This is a genomic window from uncultured Tateyamaria sp., from assembly GCF_947504105.1.
Classification (GTDB): domain Bacteria; phylum Pseudomonadota; class Alphaproteobacteria; order Rhodobacterales; family Rhodobacteraceae; genus Tateyamaria.
Genome location: NZ_CANNGP010000001.1, coordinates 118731 through 134992, shown reverse-complemented (window position 1 = coordinate 134992; position 16262 = coordinate 118731). Strand labels below are relative to the sequence as shown.

Below are 16262 nucleotides of genomic sequence, written 5' to 3'. Positions count from 1 at the left end.
GTGTTGGCGCCAAGGGGTCAGAGGGGGCGGGGGATGTCAACACATGGACTGGGGGCCAGCCCCCAGACCCCCGAGGTATTTTAAGCCAGAAGAAGGTCAGGTACCGTCTTGCCAGGCGGCGAGTTCGGCTTGGGCTTTTTGGGGTAGGCTGTTGCGGATGATGCCATAGGAGGTGTGGATGCGGTCCTTAAGCGCCTCAGCCCCCGGGTGATCGAAGGGGATACGAACCCAAGAGCGGTGGAAATATTTTGCTTTTTCGGCAGCCCCGATCTCGATCAAGAATTGGGCGCTTTCGGCATCTGCGGTTTTGACCGAGATGCCGTCGAGCGCGTGGCCGTAGCAGGCGAACATCTTGTCGCCGACTTTCCACGCCTCAAGCCCGCCGTCGGCGCTGGAGTGATACCACGCGCCGGGGAGTGCGGCGCAAATGCGGTTTGCGTCATCAAGTGTCATGGTCCGACTGTGCCGGGGCCAGTGCGCCGAAACAAGGGTTGACCGGTGTCACCCCTGCGCGTTACTGACAGTTTATGACCCGGACCATCTGCATCATTTGCTGCATTATCTGCTGATTTCTTCAGCGGGCCGGTTCTTTGTTTCCATGACAGATCAGAATTGCTAGGCCCGCGCCAACCCTGCGCCCGAATTCATGCCTTGCGAGACCCTGCCATGACAATCCAGCTTCATAACACTGCGACCCGCCGGAAAGAGGTGTTCGAGCCCCTCGATCCTGACAATGTGCGCATGTATGTCTGCGGTCCCACGGTCTACGACCGCGCACATCTGGGCAATGCGCGGCCAGTGCTTGTGTTTGATGTTTTGTTCCGGCTGCTGCGCCATGTTTATGGCGAAGATGCAGTGACTTATGTGCGAAACTTCACAGATGTGGATGACAAGATCAATGCCACCGCACTTGCGCGGAAAGAGGCGGGTGCATCGGGCACGTTGGAAGAACTGGTTGCCGAGCGGTCGGACGAGACCATCGAATGGTATCACGCGGATATGGATGCGCTGGGTGCATTGCGCCCGACGAAAGAGCCTCGGGCCACCCAATACATCGCGCAAATGGTTGCCATGATCGAAGATCTGATAGGCAAAGGCTTTGCCTATGCCAAGGACGGTCATGTCCTGTTTCGGGTGCGCAGGTATGACAAGTATGGCGCGCTGTCGGGTCGATCCGTTGATGACATGATTGCAGGTGCGCGGGTCGAGGTCGCGCCCTACAAGGAAGACCCGATGGACTTCGTGCTGTGGAAGCCATCGGATGACGAGCTGCCCGGGTGGGACAGCCCGTGGGGACGGGGGCGGCCCGGTTGGCATATCGAATGCTCGGCCATGGCGCATGATTTGCTGGGTGATACGTTCGACATTCACGGTGGGGGCAACGACTTGCAGTTTCCCCACCATGAGAATGAGATTGCGCAGTCAAAATGCGCTGGTCACGGGTTTGCCCGGTTTTGGATGCACAACGAAATGCTGCAGGTCGAGGGCAAGAAGATGTCCAAGTCCTTGGGCAATTTCTTTACCGTTCGGGATTTGCTCGATCAGGGCGTGCCCGGGGAGGTGATCCGGTTTGTGATGCTGTCAACGCATTACCGCAAGCCGATGGATTGGACAGAGAAGAAGCGAGCTGAGGCGGAAAAGACATTGCGGAAGTGGTATCGCATTGTCGGTCTCGCTGGAGGATCTGAGCCAGATCCCGTAACCAAAAATGCACTTGCAGATGACTTGAATACACCTGAGGCAATCACCCGTCTGCACCAACTTGCCAACGCTGGCGACGTCAATTCGCTGCGCTTTGGACTTGAGCTTCTGGGTCTTTGGTCGGGTAGCGTTCCGGTTTGGGCTTCAGTGCCTGGTTTCCATGATGGTGAAATGGGTGCGGTGTTTGATCTCTTGCGAATGCGGGACGCTGCGAGGCGGAACAAAGACTTTGTGGAAGCTGATCGAATTCGAGACGGTTTGCAGCGCGCTGGGGTGAAAGTTGTCGATTTGCCGAGTGGGCCGGAACCTGAGAAGCTTCCGAGTTTCGATGTCGATGAACTAGCTCGGGTCTGGGGGGGCGAATGATGAACATCGCCCTTGCAACTAGTTTGAATCACAATCAAAGACCAGCTCCCGGCTGCGGGTGGGGGGGTAGCCCCCGCCTGGGGGGGCGGTCGGGGGCTGGCCGTGACGCTCGCGCCACGGCTGGAGCAGAGAAGAGTGGGGACGTGTTGTGACCAAGGAACGCCTCTCCCTTTTCGATACCACGTTGCGCGATGGGCAGCAGACCCAAGGCGTGCAGTTCTCGACCCCCGAGAAGCACCAGATCGCGCAAGCGCTGGATACTCTTGGCATAGACTACATCGAAGGCGGCTGGCCCGGTGCCAACCCCACTGACAGCGCGTTTTTCGAGGACGCGCCCAAGACCCGCGCGACCTTCACCGCCTTTGGTATGACCAAGCGGGCGGGGATCAGTGCCGAGAATGATGATGTCCTCGCTGCCGTCCTGAATGCCGGTACACAAGCCGTCTGTCTGGTTGGCAAGACCCATGATTTCCATGTGGAAAAGGCCCTTGGCATCTCACTGGCCGAGAACATCGACAACATCGCCCAGAGCTTTGCCCACCTCGTCGCGAATGGGCGCGAGGCGATCTTTGACGCCGAGCACTTCTTTGATGGTTACAAGAGCAACCCGGACTATGCGCTTGAGGCGATCCATGCGGCCTATGACGCAGGGGCGCGTTGGATTGCGCTCTGTGACACCAATGGCGGGACGCTGCCGCATGACATCCATGCTATCACCAAGGCGGTGATTGCTTCGGGCATCGATGGAAACCGTCTGGGCATTCACACCCACAATGACACCGAAAACGCGGTGGCCGGGTCGCTGGCTGCTGTTGATGCGGGTGCGCGGCAGATCCAGGGCACGCTGAATGGGTTGGGGGAGCGCTGCGGCAACGCGAACCTGACGTCGATCATCCCAATCCTGCTGTTGAAAGAGCCCTATGCCAGCCGGTTCGAGACGGGTGTTTCGATGGATGCATTGGCGGGCCTGACGCGGACGAGCCGGATGCTGGATGATATCCTCAACCGGGTGCCGCAGAAGCAGGCGGCCTTTGTCGGGGCGTCGGCCTTTGCCCACAAGGCAGGTTTGCACGCGTCGGCGATCCTAAAGGACCCGGCTACCTATGAGCATGTGGTCCCGGATACGGTGGGCAATGCGCGCATCATTCCGATGTCGAACCAGGCGGGGCAGTCGAACCTGCGTAAGCGCTTGGCCGAGATGGGGCTGGACGTGCCTGCCAAAGACCCGGCCTTGCCGCGCATTCTGGATCGGATCAAGGCGCGCGAGGATGCCGGATATTCCTATGACACCGCGCAGGCGTCGTTCGAGCTGCTGGCGCGGGACGAGTTGGGCCTATTGCCGGAGTTTTTCGAGGTCAAGCGCTATCGCGTGACCATTGAGCGCCGCAAGAACAAGCGGGACAAGATGGTGTCCCTGTCCGAAGCAGTTGTCGTGGTGAAGGTCGATGGGAAGAAGATGTTGTCTGTGTCGGAATCCATGGATGAGCTTGGGACTGACCGAGGCCCCGTGAATGCCCTTGCCAAGGCGCTGGCGAAGGACTTGGGCCGGTATCAGAAGAATGTCGAGGATATACGTCTGGTCGATTTCAAGGTGCGGATCACGCAAGGCGGGACCGAGGCCGTGACCCGTGTCATCATTGACAGTGAGGACGGGCAGGGACGGCGCTGGTCGACCGTGGGTGTGTCAGCGAACATAGTGGATGCGTCGTTCGAGGCGCTGCTGGATGCGATCCGGTGGAAGCTGGTACGGGACGGTGCGGAATGACCCCTGAACAATGGTCGGCTTTTCTGGAAGTCCACAAGGACCTGCCACGCGAAGGGCCGGGTGCTCCGGAGGACGTGCATTGGGCCTTGGACCGAATTGGCATTTCCGGCGCGGTTGACGTGTTTGACGCAGGCTGCGCGACAGGGGGGGACACTGTCACCTTGGCGCAGGCTTTGCCCGAGGCGCGGATCAGGGCGGTTGATACGACAGAGCCGTTTGTAACCCATGCACAAGCGCGTCTTGCGCCGTTCGGGGACCGTGTGCGCGTTGAGCTTGGCAGCATGGCCGAGCCGGGTGGGACCTATGACCTGATCTGGTGTGCCGGGGCGCTGTATTTTCTGGGCGTGACCGAAGGACTGACCCTGTGGCGTGATGCGTTGAAACCCGGTGGGCATGTCGTCTTTTCCGAACCGGTTGCTTTGGGGCCCTTGTCGGCCGGCGCAACGGCGTTTTGGGAAGAGTACCCGCAGATCACCGATCTTGCCGGGATAGAGGCGCGTGTTTTGGCTGCCGGCTCTCGGGTGTTGGATCATCGCATGATCGTGGGCGCGCCTTGGATGGCCTACTATGACCCAATGCAGGCGCGGATTGACCATTTGCGGGCGACCAACACCGATCCGGTGATCGCGGAAGCCGTGGCCGAATGCCAGCGTGAGATTGACCTGTGGCATGCCGCCCGGGACGAGATTGCCTATGCGCTGTTGATCGTGGCACCGGAATGAGCCTGCCAGAGATGGTCATTCCCTGCGCGCGGATTGTCGAGCAGGGAGATCCCGATCGGTTTCGGACGGTCATGGCGGCGCCGGTGTCGGCGCGCGCGGTGTTGTTCCCGCACTATGCCCTGAATGTGGAGGTGTCACGTGCACCATGGGTGACGCAAGAGGCGATGATTGCCGAGATGCGTTTGCAATGGTGGCGGGATGCGCTCGAGGAGATTGCGGAGGGGCGACAGGTGCGTAAGCATGAGGTCACAACGCCTTTGGCTGGGGTGCTGACGGCGGCCATGGCGCGGCGGTTGGACGAAAGCGTGGCGGCGCGGCGCTGGGATGTCTATCGCGAACCATTTGAAGATGAGGCGCATTTTGACAGCTATATCGACCAGACGGCGGGCCACCTGATGTGGACCGCAGCAGAATGTCTTGGGGCGCCTGCTGGTCAGGAAAGTTCTGTGCGGTCCGTTGCCTTGGCGGCTGGGCTTGTTGCATTTTTGCGGGCTGTTCCCAAGCTGGAAGACGCGGGCCGCATTCCCTTGCTTGATGGCACTCAGGACGGTGTTGCGGCCTTGGCTGGGCGCATCAGGATGCGCCTTACGGTTCCACGATTGCCCACATCGGCGCGGGCAGCGCTCTGGCCTGCGATTGGCGTCCGGTCCGTGTTGGATCAGATCGCGCGCGACCCAGCGATGGTGGTTGAGGGGCGCGTGCCCACCGTCGCGCCCTGGCGGCTGAGTTTCAGCGCTGTGACTGGGCGCGTGATGCTGTAGCCCGCAGGCTGGCGCATCAAGATGCGCCTTACACGGCGATTGCGCGTTTCCGCATCACAAGCCAGATCAACGATCCACCGGCCAGCACGAGGAAGGGCACCATGGCGATGTTCACCGCCGCCCAGCCTTCGACTGGGTCTCCGCCTGCGCAGTTCATCAAGCCGCCGGATGCCAGCGATGCCAAGGTGACGCCGCCGAAAACGATCAGGTCGTTCATGCCTTGCATACGCCCCCGTTCCTGCGCTGAATGGGCCCCGGCCAGCATGGAGGTGGCCCCGATGAACCCAAAGTTCCAGCCCAGTCCCAGGAAGAACAGGGCCCAGTAGAAATTGGCGAGGTCGACGCCCTGAAGTGCGACAACGCCAGCCACACCAAGGATGCCAAGGCCAAGACCCATGATCCGCTCAGCTCCGAAGCGCGAGATCAGGTGGCCGGTGAAAAAGGACGGAGCAAACATGGCCAAAACGTGCACTGTGACCACGTTTGCCGCGTCTGGTTCAGTAAACCCGCAGCCGACCACGGCGAGCGGTGTGGAGGTCATCACGAGGTTCATCAGCGCATAGGATACGGCGGCACAGATCACGGCGACCACGATGCGCGGATCCCGAAGCAATTCCTTGCGCGTGCGTCCCGCGCCTTCTGTCGCTGACGGTGGGGCTGGCTTGGGAATATCAAGCAACATGAACAGCGCCATGCCCATCACGTTGAAGCCCATGGCAACCCAATAGATCGGAATGTAGCGCGTGACCGTGGCATCAGCTGTGTCTGCGGTCACATAGCCCACAACCTGCGGTCCGATGATGGCCGACAGCAGGCCACCTGCCATGACGTAAGAGATCGCCTTGGGGCGGAAGGTGTCAGAAGCCGTATCAGCAGCCGCAAAGCGGTAGAAACCTTGTGCCGACATGTAGATGCCGGTCATGAAACTGCCCGCGAGGAATAGCCAGAAGCTGCCGATGCTTAGCGCCCAGACCCCGATGGCCGCACCGGCCAGCCCGCCAAGCGCGCCTACGATGAACCCCGTCTTGCGTCCAAAGCGTTGCATGACGTTCGACAGCCACGGCGCTGTTGTCATCGACCCGAACACGATGAGCGAGATGGGCAGCGTCGCCAAACAGGCGTAAGGTGTGAGCTGTTGTCCGGCCAGACCAGCCACCACGAACATCATGGTGATCTGGCTGCCAAGGACGGCCTGCGCCGCGACCAGAACGGCCACGTTGCGCTTGGCGCGGGTGTCATCAACGTAGGTCATATGTGCTGGCTATCCCTGGCCGCGACCTGCGGCAAGTGCGCGATTAAGCACAGGTGGTTGCGCACCGGCGACAGGGGGCTAGGGTGGCGGCATGACACGGGTCCTTGTTCTGGGCGGGTCGGCCATGACCGAACCTGCGGTGCGTGCCTTGCAGGCTGCGGGGCATGACGTGCAGGTCTATTGGTCGCGCGCGTCCGTGGTGGCGGATCTGCCACGCGCTGCGACCCTGCGTGCTGGCGTTCGGAGTGCCGATGTGGTTGTCGATGCGACGCATCCGTTTGACGAGATTTTGCCTGCCATGATCTCGCGGTTTTCGCCGGCTTTGCCGAGGGTTCGAGTGGGCCGGGCGGCCTGGACGCCAGGCATTGAGGACCACTGGCAAGAGGTTGATGATCTGGCGCAAGCCGTAGCGACATTGCCGTCAGGCGCGCGGGTTTTTGCAGCGTCTGGCCGCGACAGTGCAGAAACGTTGGTGCATCACGATGGGCCTGTCTTCCTGCGACAATTACACCGCCATGACGATCCTGCGCCGGACGGTTGCGCTTATGTGTTTGGGAACGGTCCGTTCGACGCGGCCGGAGAAACGGCTTTGTTCAAAGAATTGGAAATTGATGTGCTGTTGGCGCGGAACACTGGTGGGAGCAGCGGGTTTCCCAAGATTGAGGCCGCCCGGACGCTGGGACTGCCGGTGATTCTGATTGCGCAACCTGACACAGGCAACGCGCCGCTTGTGAGCGACACGGATGCGCTGCTGGCTTGGATGGACAATCTGTGACCGGGCGTATCATCGACAGCAATGAAGACGTGGCCGAAGGTGCTGCGTGGTTGGCTTCGCAACATCCGGCGCTGGCGGATGCGCTGGAGTTGGCGGGTCCTCTGCCGCTCAGGCGCCGGCCAGATGGATTTGCCGCACTGCTCAATGCCATCATCGGCCAACAGGTAAGTACCGCATCGGCCAATGCAATCTGGGCGCGGATGCAAGAGGCCGGGTTGGTAGCGCCCGCGCCTGTGATTGTGGCAGGAGAGGACGGTCTGCGCGCTGCAGGCCTGAGCCGTCAGAAGATTGCCTATGCTTTGGCGCTGGCCGAGGCCGGGATCGACTACGACGCATTGCGCCAAGCGCCTGATGCCGATGTCATTGCCACACTAACTGCAGTGAAGGGCATCGGGGTCTGGACGGCTGAAATCTATGCCATGTTCGCGCTTGGCCGGGCGGATGTCTTTGCCCCGGGTGATCTGGCCTTGCAGGAGGCGGCGCGCCTGATCTTTGATTTGCCGGAGCGGCCCAAGGAAAAAGTGCTGCGCCAGATGGCCGATGATTGGTCGCCTTGGCGGGCGGTTGCTGCCCGGCTGTTCTTCACCTACTACCGGGTCGCAAAGGGTCGAGAGGGGATCACATGACACGGGTGTTGCATGCAGGGCGGGTTGAGCCGCAATCGGGTGAGTTGCGGTCAATCGTTGTGTTCCTGCATGGCTATGGTGCCAATGGGGCCGACCTGCTGGGTTTGGCGGAACCCTTGGGTGAGCATTTGCCGGACACGCTGTTCGTAGCCCCCGATGCGCCCGAAGCCATTCCGGGCTATCCCGGTGGCTATCAGTGGTTCCCGATCCCATGGATTGATGGATCATCGGAAGAAGAAGCCGAGCGCGGTTTGAATGCCGCTGCCGAGGATTTGAACGCCTTCCTCGATGCGTTGATGGTGGACGAGGACGTGCTGCCCGAACAGGTGGTGCTGTTTGGCTTTTCCCAAGGCACGATGATGTCACTGCACGTGGCCCCACGCCGCGAAGATCCGGTCGCGGGGATCGTCGCCTTTTCGGGGCGGTTGCTGAACCCTGAACTGCTGGCCGATGAGGTGGTCAGCCGCCCGCCTGTCTTGCTCATCCATGGCGATCAGGATGATGTGGTGCCACCGCAATCCTTGCCGCAGGCTGCCGGCGCATTGCAAGAGGCCGGGTGGAAGGATGTGTTTGCACATGTGATGAAGGGCACAGCACATGGTATTGCGCCGGATGGTCTGAGTGTGGCGCTGGCCTTTATGCGGGACAAGTTGGGCCTTTGACGGCGCTATGTGCTTGGGTGGTTTGTTATCCTTGAGGATGGTGCGCTTTCGCAGCTGACTTGGATCCTCTCTGCGTCGGTGCAGGATCATTTCACGCCTTTGGATGCGCTTGAGTGACAGTGCTGCAAAAGGGGCCGGATACTCAAAAAAACGTCACATCGCTGTCACCAAAGCGTTCTATTGCGACTGCGACATCTCGTGGTGCGCATGGCACTTGCAACGCGCTTTCCACAAGATATAGTCACCGTATAAAGCTGGGGCGGGTTACCCGCTCTGGTGCCAAGCGGGCAGACAGGGCGAGGACGGAGTCACGTATGGACGGCGATTTCAGAACGGAGTTTACGCGCAGCCCGTCTGCGTTGAAACAGCACCCCGCTTTGGTGCTGAATGCCGACTATAGGCCGCTTAGCTATTACCCGCTTTCGCTATGGCCCTGGCAGGAGGCGATCAAGGCCGCGTGGCTGGATCGGGTCGATATCGTTGCCGAGTATGACGAGGTTGTCAGGTCCCCGAGTACCGAGATCCGAATACCTTCTGTCGTGGTCCTCAAAGACTATGTAAAACCTCAAAAGCGCGTGGCCTTCACGCGCTTTAATTTATTTTTGAGGGACGAATTCCGCTGCCAGTATTGCGGCGCGCGGGGCGATCTGACCTTTGATCACGTGGTGCCGCGCGCATCCGGCGGTGTGACCAGTTGGCAAAACGTGGTGGCTGCGTGCAGCCCGTGCAACCTGCGCAAAGGGTCCAAGGCGTTGCACCGCACGGGAATGGCCCTGCGCAAACCGCCGCGCCAGCCGGGGGCGGAGGAATTGCGCAATATGGGTCGTAAATTTCCACCCAACCATTTGCACGAAAGCTGGATGGACTTCCTGTATTGGGATGCCGAGTTGGAGGCCTGAGAGACCAGCGTCTCGATTTTGGAGAATCCGAAAGTCGTTATGGGGTCGTGGTGGTCCATTCCATGATGATGTATTCGGCCAATTGAATTGCGCCCTCACGTGCTCGTGATCTGCCTGACCATGCGCTACCGGCGGGTGTCGGGTAAACAGACGGCATGCGCCATACTCTGATTGCCCTAGGCTTAGCCGCGTTGATATGCGCGCACCCCGTGTCTGCACAGATCCTGCAGGGCAAGATCGTTCGTCAGGCGGGGGCAGGGCAGTTTGTTTTGCTGGACACTGAGACCTCATTTGCCGTTGGGGCCGACACGTTTGACGACGACAATCTCTATGGGTTCGACGAAGATCAGAATATCACTTTGGTCGAGCCGATCCGTGTCGACATTGGCAGTGAAAAGGGGTGGATTCCGGCAGGAACGGTTGTGGCAAGCCACTACGTGTTTTTCGATAGCCTGTCCGGGGTTCACACAGGCTATGTGGATTTTGATGCGCCTATTCTAGGAGTAGCAGCTTTTCAGGACACGATGGCGGCGACAGATTTTCTGGCCGATACAGGGGTAACCTACCTCAGCACCGAGTTACGGGGACTGGAACAGGGCGACTACGTCTGGATCGATGAGAACCTGCCAACACGATTGTGGGTGTATTGGGCAGGGTCGTCACCAGGGGACTACATCCGCGTCTTCACCGAGGAATCGCGGGGCGCACTGATTATGTAGGGCGGCGTTTCGTGAACAGGGCTAGGCGGCCAGGTTGATCCAGACCGGCACGTGGTCGGATGGCTTTTCCTCGCCCCGCACGGCCTTGTCGATCTGACAATCCGTCATCATGTCGGCGCAGTTCGGGCTGAGTAGGAAGTGGTCGATACGGATGCCGTCATCTTTGTTCCACGCCCCCGCCTGATAGTCCCAGAAAGAATAATGCCCGGGTCCAAAGCTGCGTGCGCGGAAGGCTTCGGTCAGACCCAGGTTCAACAGCTTGCGGAAGGCAGAGCGGCTTTCCATTCGAAACAACGCATCCTCGCGCCACACGTCGGGCCGTTTTGCATCCTCGACCTGCGGAATGATGTTATAATCGCCCGCCATCAAGAAGGGCGTTTCTTCGGCCAGAAGGTGGATCGCGCGTTGCCGTAAACGCTTCATCCAGGCCAGCTTGTAGTCATATTTCGGTCCGGGCACCGGATTGCCGTTTGGCAGGTACAGCCCGCACAGTCGAACTGCTTGCGTATCGCCCACGACCGTCGCTTCGATGTATCGGGCCTGTTCGTCATCTTCGTCGCCGGGCAGGCCACTTGTGACATCCTCGAGCGGCAGCCTTGACAGGATCGCCACCCCGTTGAAGGACTTCTGTCCGTGTGTTTCGACGTTATAACCACGATCTTCGAACAGCTCCCGGGGGAAGTTTTCGTCGACAGACTTGATCTCTTGCAGCAGTACAACATCCGGGTTTGCAGCTTCCAGCCAGCGGGGCAGGGCTTCGAGGCGGGCTTTGATGCCGTTGATGTTGAAGGTTGCGATTTTCATGGTTGCTCCCGTTTCTCCTGCACCGCTGGTGTCGCGCATCCTGCTGCTCTGGGCAAGAGCCAACGGTTCTGGCGGTTGGGGTGCTGAATTAACTATTTCTTAACTAATTGATTCGGGTTAAATTGCGATTACTGCCAAGTGCAATGCAGGAAAATCGCAGCAAAAACAGTGCTGTGGATAAGATTTTTTGTTCCAAAAATGTTCTGGGGTGAAGCTGGGTGCGCGCAAACGCTTCTGTGGTTTTCCTTATGTGGATAACCAGACGGAACTCGCTTTTAACAAGAATTTTTCCTTTGTAAATCTCTTTTAACGAGCAACGCTTTGGTCACCACAACCAAAAGATGAAAGGGAAGCTGCAATGACGGCTCTACGCAAAACACACATCGCTCTGGACACCACTTCGATCAGCGGTCTGCACACGGGTGAAGGGGTTGAAATGTTCTCGACCAGCAGTACGCCGACGTCATGCGACGTTGCTGCCGGTGAAGGTGTCGAGATGTTTTCCACCTGCAGTGCACCCAATGCGCATGAAACAACAGCTGGGGATGGTGTCGAACTGTTCTCGACCAGCAGCGCGCCTGGAGATGCCTCCAAGGTGATCTCTTTGGGTGCTGGCGCGACCCTACGTGGTGACCTGACAAGCCTGTTCTCGTCAGGATCCTGATGACGGGCGGCGGGACGATTATGCAGCAGACAAAGGGGTAAACATAAAATGTCAAATGTTATTGCACTGAACGTCCCGCCGCGCCGACAGCGTCTTGATGAGCGGGCGGAAGGGTTGATTGACTTGTTCGCAACTCAGCGCCGACTTCAAGATGACGTGTTCTGGCTCAAGGAAAATGCGGAGCTACTGAGTATTCTGGAGTGCACTGGCACGCCCGTTTGTGCCAATGCACTTGCCCCGCATCATGACTTTTATAACAAGCTTGCAGAGCGCCTGCAGTTCTTTCCGCAGTACTATCGCTTCCTGCTGTCCATTGGTCTGGATCTTGAAGACCTCGGCGTGCCGGGGACACAGATGGAAGAGCTTTGCCACTGGGTTGCGCAACAGGGGGTGGTGGATGCCGAACTCAGCGATCTGCAGCGGGCGGAAGCACGACGTTTGCTGGCGCGGCGGGGCGTGAACTGCGCCGCCGCCGATGCCGGATTGGATGACCGATTGCGCGCGTTCACAGCACGACACGAGACATTTGCGCTGCCCAACAAGAAGGCGGCCTATGAACTGACGCATATCGTCTTTTACTTGTCTGAATATGGCCGTCGCGATCCCGGTCTGGATGCGATGACCCTGCGCAGCCTCGAATATGTGGGGATACTGGCCTATCTGGAGCAGAATATCGATCTGCTGGCCGAGGTTTGCGTAGCTCTGCTGCAGGCGGGGCAACAGCCCGCTCCGATCTGGATTGATGCGGTGCGCAAATCTCTGGCAGGATTTGAGATCGTCACTGAACCGGCCGGGCCGGTGGCTGACGACTATCATGAATACCTGGTGGCATCCTGGGCCATGCGCGCGCTTGGCTTTGACGATATCGGAGGCGCAGTGCCCTACGGACCGGCGATTTTCAAACAAAGTGTTGAACGACCCAGCGCATTGCGTGGGGTCTCTGCCGCGTTACTCGGCGCTGCACAAACGCGCAATTGCGACTGGGGTCAAATGCGTGACTATATCTTTGATCTGCTGGACGATGATGCGGCGTTTGTTCTTGAAACGACGATTGCGTCAACCAGCCAGTTCGAACCGTTCTTCGAGCTGTTTGCGCGCGCCTGACCGCTACATGGAAAACGACGTGCCGCAGCCGCAAGAGCTGGTGGCGTTCGGGTTCTCGATGACGAAGCGCGCGCCGATCAGTTCTTCGGAGAAATCAATCACCGCGTTCGACAGGAAGGGCAGGCTGATGCTGTCCACGACGACCTTCTGGCCCGCACCCTCTAAAACAAGGTCGTCCGCCTTTGGGTCGTCCAGCGCGATTTCGTATTGAAAGCCCGAACAGCCGCCACCCTCGACAGCAACGCGCAAGGCTTGCCCTTGGTCGGCGGCTCCGATCTCGGCCAGGCGTTCAAAGGCGCGTTCTGTGACTTTGGGTGGCAATTGCATCGCATCTGCTCCGGACGGTTTTCATCGTGCTGCGTGTGCAATATATGCGCAGCTGAGACAGCCGACAAGGATCACCGGAAATGCCAACCGCATATGCTTCTGATCCTGCCCGTGCCCGCGGACGGCGCTGGCCGGAGGAAGAGATGTCATTCCGTTCGCCGTTCCAGCGGGATCGGGACAGGATCATCCATGCCTCTGCCTTTCGTCGGCTCAAGCACAAGACACAGGTCTTTGTAGAGCACGAGGGCGATTACTACCGCACGCGCCTGACCCATTCGATCGAGGTTGCGCAGGTGGCGCGTACGATCGCGGGAGCCTTGGGTCTGAACGATTGCCTGACCGAAGCTGTGGCGTTGGCGCATGATCTTGGCCATCCACCGTTCGGACACACCGGAGAGGATGCGCTGCAGTCACTCATGGCCCCCTATGGCGGGTTCGATCACAACGCTCAGGCGATCAAGATTGTGACCAGGCTGGAATGCCACTACGCCGATTTCGATGGGTTGAACCTCACCTGGGAAACCCTTGAAGGTATTGCGAAACATAATGGTCCAGTCATTGGTGATCTGCCTTATGCGCTGGCCGAGTACGATTCCGAACACGACCTTGAACTTGGCACCCATGCGAGTGCAGAAGCACAGGTTGCGGCGCTGTCTGATGACATCGCATACAACAACCATGACCTGCATGACGGTCTGCGAGCCGGGCTGTTTGACGAAGCCGACATCTGTCACCTGCCCATGATTGGCCCGGCCTTTGCCGAGATTGATGCGATGCATGCTGATCTCGAACCGATGCGGCGGCGCCACGAAGGGCTGCGGCGCGTCTTCGCAGCCATGGTGACGGATGTCGTGCATACATCGCGCCATCTGCTCAAGGAAAGCGGCGCAAAATCAGTTGATGACATCCGCCATCTTGGCCGCCCCGTAGTCCGCTTTTCAGATGCGCTTTGGGCAGATCTGCAACAGATCCGAACGTTCCTGTTCACTAACATGTACCGCGCCCCCTCGGTCATGGTGAAACGCGAAGAAGTGACTTGCATCATCAACGATCTGTTCCCACTGTTCCTGTCCAAGCCTGACCTGCTGCCCTCGGAATGGCGCCGCAATGTCGATGCACGGGATGAGGTGGCACTGGCCCGCAGCGTGTCCGACTATATCTCGGGCATGACGGATCGCTTTGCCCTGCAGGAACACGCCCGTCTGATCGGGTAGTCATGCTTGACGCTTGGGGTGCGCGTGATACACCCCGCGCATCCAATGAATAGGCCCCTCATGAACCTTTTTGCCGATATCCGCGCTCTTGTGCTGACCAACCTCGCCGCCATGGCCGAGGCGGGGGAACTGCCTGCCGATTTGGCGACGCACAACGTGACGGTCGAGCCGCCGCGCGACGCAGCGCATGGTGACATGGCGACAAACGCGGCAATGGTGCTGGCCAAACCTGCCGAGATGAAGCCGCGCGACATTGCCGAAGCCTTGGCCAAGCGTCTCGCGGAAGACGACCGCATCACCAGTGCCGAAGTGGCTGGGCCCGGCTTCCTGAACCTGCGGCTTGCGCCATCGGTCTGGCAGGGGGTTGTTGGTGCAGTGCTGGCCGCTGGCACGGAGTATGGCCGGTCCGGTCTGGGTACTGGTCAGAAGGTCAATGTCGAATACGTGTCGGCCAACCCCACCGGCCCCCTGCATGTCGGTCACACGCGCGGCGCGGTTTTTGGCGATGCGCTGGCCTCGCTGTTGGACTTCGCGGGCCACGACGTCACGCGCGAATACTATATTAATGACGGCGGCGCGCAGGTCGATGTTCTCGCCCGGTCTGTCTACCTCCGCTATCTCGAGGCGCACGGGCAGGAGGTTGCGTTTGAGGATGGCACATATCCCGGTGACTACCTGATCGGAGTGGGTGAAGCGCTCAAGGACAAGGTCGGCGATGCCTTTGTTGGCAAGGGTGAACAGTTCTGGCTGGCCGAGGTGCGCGAGTTTGCGACCGAAGCCATGATGGACCTGATCCGGGATGACCTTGCGGCGCTCGGGGTTGAGATGGATGTCTTTTACTCCGAAAAGTCGCTGTACGGCACGGGCCGGATCGAGGCGGCGCTGGATGATTTGCGCGGCAAAGGCCTGATCTATGAGGGTGTGTTGGAGCCGCCGAAGGGCAAGAAGCCTGAGGATTGGGAGCCACGCGAGCAAACCCTTTTCAAATCCACGGATCATGGTGACGATGTGGACCGCCCTGTGATGAAGTCGGACGGGTCATGGACCTATTTTGCGCCTGACATTGCCTATCACTACGACAAGGTGCAGCGCGGGTTCGATGCGCTGATCGACGTGTTTGGTGCGGATCACGGCGGCTATGTCAAACGGATGAAGGCGGCTGTGAGTGCGTTGTCCGATGGCAAGGTGCCGCTGGACGTCAAGCTCACCCAACTGGTGAAGCTGTTCAAGGACGGGCAGGAATTCAAGATGTCCAAGCGGGCAGGGACCTTTGTCACTCTGCGCGACGTGGTGGACGAGGTTGGCCCCGATGTGACTCGCTTCATGATGCTGACGCGCAAGAACGACGCGATGTTCGACTTTGATCTGGACGCCGCGCTTGAGCAGTCCAAGGAAAACCCGGTGTTCTACGTTCAATACGCGCATGCGCGGGTGAAGTCGGTTCTGCGCAAGGCGGCCGAGGCAGGCGTCGAGGTGGATGATGCAACGCTTGCGGCTGCTGACCTGTCCAAGCTGGATCACGAGGCAGAGCTGGCGCTGGCCGCCAAGCTGGCTGAATGGCCGCGGCTGGTCGAAACGGCCGCCCGGACCAACGAACCGCATCGGATCGCATTCTACCTCTATGATCTGGCGGGCGTGTTCCACGGTTTGTGGAACCGGGGGAATGACCTACCCGAATTGCGCTTCCTGCAGGACGATGTCGCAACCTCTCAGGCAAAAATCGCGCTGGCGCGTGCCTCCGCCGTTGTAATTGCAGCGGGCCTTGGTATTCTTGGGGTGAAACCAGCCGAAGAGTTGCGTTAACGCTCCGCCAAAAGGGGCACACAGGCACATATCCCAAGGCGCGCCACCGGGCGGGCATAATCAACAAGACGACTTGCGTGGGCACGTATCCGCGCGGG

At 59.6% G+C, this 16262-nt stretch carries 17 protein-coding genes; 13 read left to right on the top strand and 4 right to left on the bottom strand.

Features of this window, described 5'->3' with window-relative positions; genetic code table 11:
* Nucleotides 1-96: 96 nt before the first annotated feature.
* Entirely contained in the window at nucleotides 97-453 is a 357-nt protein-coding gene (locus Q1A75_RS00675) for an MmcQ/YjbR family DNA-binding protein (RefSeq protein ID WP_299552735.1), read from the bottom strand.
* Nucleotides 454-666: 213 nt separating this feature from the next.
* On the opposite strand from Q1A75_RS00675, the gene cysS reads away from it, so the two are divergent.
* The 4 genes from cysS to Q1A75_RS00655 all read left to right on the top strand — a co-directional run bounded on the left by cysS (nucleotide 667) and on the right by Q1A75_RS00655 (nucleotide 5315).
* Nucleotides 667-2067, top strand: coding sequence for a cysteine--tRNA ligase (gene cysS / locus Q1A75_RS00670; protein WP_299552738.1), 1401 nt, complete (start codon nucleotides 667-669; stop codon nucleotides 2065-2067).
* A 148-nt stretch (nucleotides 2068-2215) separates the two neighbouring features.
* Nucleotides 2216-3832 carry a citramalate synthase gene (cimA, locus tag Q1A75_RS00665; RefSeq protein ID WP_299552740.1) on the top strand — a complete coding sequence of 539 codons (1617 nt, stop codon included), beginning with the start codon at nucleotides 2216-2218 and terminating at the stop codon, nucleotides 3830-3832.
* Nucleotides 3829-4554, top strand: coding sequence for a class I SAM-dependent methyltransferase (locus tag Q1A75_RS00660; protein ID WP_299552743.1), 726 nt, complete (start codon nucleotides 3829-3831; stop codon nucleotides 4552-4554). Before cimA ends, Q1A75_RS00660 begins: the two co-directional genes overlap by 4 nt.
* Nucleotides 4551-5315, top strand: a complete 765-nt coding sequence (locus tag Q1A75_RS00655) for a squalene/phytoene synthase family protein (protein WP_299552746.1) — start codon at nucleotides 4551-4553, stop codon at nucleotides 5313-5315. The genes Q1A75_RS00660 and Q1A75_RS00655 overlap by 4 nt, the downstream gene beginning before the upstream one ends.
* 28 nt (nucleotides 5316-5343) lie before the next feature.
* Here Q1A75_RS00655 and Q1A75_RS00650 read toward each other — a convergent pair whose 3' ends face one another.
* Nucleotides 5344-6567, bottom strand: coding sequence for an MFS transporter (locus Q1A75_RS00650; RefSeq protein ID WP_299552748.1), 1224 nt, complete (start codon nucleotides 6565-6567; stop codon nucleotides 5344-5346).
* A 91-nt stretch (nucleotides 6568-6658) separates the two neighbouring features.
* Here Q1A75_RS00650 and Q1A75_RS00645 point away from each other — a divergent pair, with 91 nt between their 5' ends.
* From Q1A75_RS00645 to Q1A75_RS00625, 5 genes are all read left to right on the top strand, one after another.
* Nucleotides 6659-7342 carry a precorrin-6A/cobalt-precorrin-6A reductase gene (locus tag Q1A75_RS00645; protein WP_299552751.1) on the top strand — a complete coding sequence of 228 codons (684 nt, stop codon included), beginning with the start codon at nucleotides 6659-6661 and terminating at the stop codon, nucleotides 7340-7342.
* Nucleotides 7339-7968 (top strand): DNA-3-methyladenine glycosylase 2 family protein, encoded by a 630-nt coding sequence (locus Q1A75_RS00640; RefSeq protein WP_299552754.1) that lies wholly within the window; start codon nucleotides 7339-7341, stop codon nucleotides 7966-7968. Before Q1A75_RS00645 ends, Q1A75_RS00640 begins: the two co-directional genes overlap by 4 nt.
* A complete protein-coding gene (locus Q1A75_RS00635; RefSeq protein WP_299552757.1) occupies nucleotides 7965-8630 on the top strand; it encodes an alpha/beta fold hydrolase in 666 nt (221 codons plus the stop codon). Before Q1A75_RS00640 ends, Q1A75_RS00635 begins: the two co-directional genes overlap by 4 nt.
* 314 nt (nucleotides 8631-8944) lie before the next feature.
* Entirely contained in the window at nucleotides 8945-9529 is a 585-nt protein-coding gene (locus Q1A75_RS00630; RefSeq protein ID WP_299552759.1) for an HNH endonuclease, read from the top strand.
* Between the two features lie 155 nt (nucleotides 9530-9684).
* Complete coding sequence (locus Q1A75_RS00625; RefSeq protein WP_299552762.1) at nucleotides 9685-10248, top strand: hypothetical protein; 564 nt, start codon at nucleotides 9685-9687, stop codon at nucleotides 10246-10248.
* Between the two features lie 21 nt (nucleotides 10249-10269).
* Here Q1A75_RS00625 and xth read toward each other — a convergent pair whose 3' ends face one another.
* Nucleotides 10270-11052, bottom strand: coding sequence for an exodeoxyribonuclease III (gene xth / locus Q1A75_RS00620; protein WP_299552765.1), 783 nt, complete (start codon nucleotides 11050-11052; stop codon nucleotides 10270-10272).
* A gap of 358 nt (nucleotides 11053-11410) precedes the next feature.
* Between xth and Q1A75_RS00615 the strand changes: the two genes are divergently transcribed.
* Both Q1A75_RS00615 and Q1A75_RS00610 read left to right on the top strand, forming a co-directional pair.
* Entirely contained in the window at nucleotides 11411-11716 is a 306-nt protein-coding gene (locus tag Q1A75_RS00615) for a DUF6749 domain-containing protein (RefSeq protein ID WP_299552768.1), read from the top strand.
* A 48-nt stretch (nucleotides 11717-11764) separates the two neighbouring features.
* Entirely contained in the window at nucleotides 11765-12820 is a 1056-nt protein-coding gene (locus Q1A75_RS00610) for a hypothetical protein (RefSeq protein WP_299552771.1), read from the top strand.
* Nucleotides 12821-12823: 3 nt separating this feature from the next.
* Here the strand turns inward: Q1A75_RS00610 and Q1A75_RS00605 are convergent, their stop codons facing one another.
* Nucleotides 12824-13147, bottom strand: coding sequence for an iron-sulfur cluster assembly accessory protein (locus Q1A75_RS00605; protein WP_299552774.1), 324 nt, complete (start codon nucleotides 13145-13147; stop codon nucleotides 12824-12826).
* 80 nt (nucleotides 13148-13227) lie between these two features.
* On the opposite strand from Q1A75_RS00605, the gene Q1A75_RS00600 reads away from it, so the two are divergent.
* Both Q1A75_RS00600 and argS read left to right on the top strand, forming a co-directional pair.
* A complete protein-coding gene (locus tag Q1A75_RS00600) occupies nucleotides 13228-14361 on the top strand; it encodes a deoxyguanosinetriphosphate triphosphohydrolase (RefSeq protein WP_299552776.1) in 1134 nt (377 codons plus the stop codon).
* 60 nt (nucleotides 14362-14421) lie between these two features.
* Nucleotides 14422-16164: an arginine--tRNA ligase gene (gene argS / locus Q1A75_RS00595; RefSeq protein ID WP_299552779.1), complete on the top strand. Its 1743-nt coding sequence runs from the start codon at nucleotides 14422-14424 to the stop codon at nucleotides 16162-16164.
* Nucleotides 16165-16262 lie beyond the last annotated feature (98 nt).

Bases quoted from the DNA above. Each gene is read 5' to 3' on its own strand.
- Q1A75_RS00675 (WP_299552735.1), bottom strand. From the start codon at position 453: ATGACACTTGATGACGCAAACCGCATTTGCGCCGCACTCCCCGGCGCG.
- cysS (WP_299552738.1), top strand. From the start codon at position 667: ATGACAATCCAGCTTCATAACACTGCGACCCGCCGGAAAGAGGTGTTC.
- Q1A75_RS00600 (WP_299552776.1), top strand. From the start codon at position 13,228: ATGCCAACCGCATATGCTTCTGATCCTGCCCGTGCCCGCGGACGGCGC.
- argS (WP_299552779.1), top strand. From the start codon at position 14,422: ATGAACCTTTTTGCCGATATCCGCGCTCTTGTGCTGACCAACCTCGCC.
- xth (WP_299552765.1), bottom strand. From the start codon at position 11,052: ATGAAAATCGCAACCTTCAACATCAACGGCATCAAAGCCCGCCTCGAA.
- Q1A75_RS00660 (WP_299552743.1), top strand. From the start codon at position 3,829: ATGACCCCTGAACAATGGTCGGCTTTTCTGGAAGTCCACAAGGACCTG.
- Q1A75_RS00605 (WP_299552774.1), bottom strand. From the start codon at position 13,147: ATGCAATTGCCACCCAAAGTCACAGAACGCGCCTTTGAACGCCTGGCC.
- Q1A75_RS00610 (WP_299552771.1), top strand. From the start codon at position 11,765: ATGTCAAATGTTATTGCACTGAACGTCCCGCCGCGCCGACAGCGTCTT.
- Q1A75_RS00615 (WP_299552768.1), top strand. From the start codon at position 11,411: ATGACGGCTCTACGCAAAACACACATCGCTCTGGACACCACTTCGATC.
- Q1A75_RS00625 (WP_299552762.1), top strand. From the start codon at position 9,685: ATGCGCCATACTCTGATTGCCCTAGGCTTAGCCGCGTTGATATGCGCG.
- Q1A75_RS00635 (WP_299552757.1), top strand. From the start codon at position 7,965: ATGACACGGGTGTTGCATGCAGGGCGGGTTGAGCCGCAATCGGGTGAG.
- Q1A75_RS00655 (WP_299552746.1), top strand. From the start codon at position 4,551: ATGAGCCTGCCAGAGATGGTCATTCCCTGCGCGCGGATTGTCGAGCAG.
- Q1A75_RS00630 (WP_299552759.1), top strand. From the start codon at position 8,945: ATGGACGGCGATTTCAGAACGGAGTTTACGCGCAGCCCGTCTGCGTTG.
- Q1A75_RS00645 (WP_299552751.1), top strand. From the start codon at position 6,659: ATGACACGGGTCCTTGTTCTGGGCGGGTCGGCCATGACCGAACCTGCG.
- Q1A75_RS00650 (WP_299552748.1), bottom strand. From the start codon at position 6,567: ATGACCTACGTTGATGACACCCGCGCCAAGCGCAACGTGGCCGTTCTG.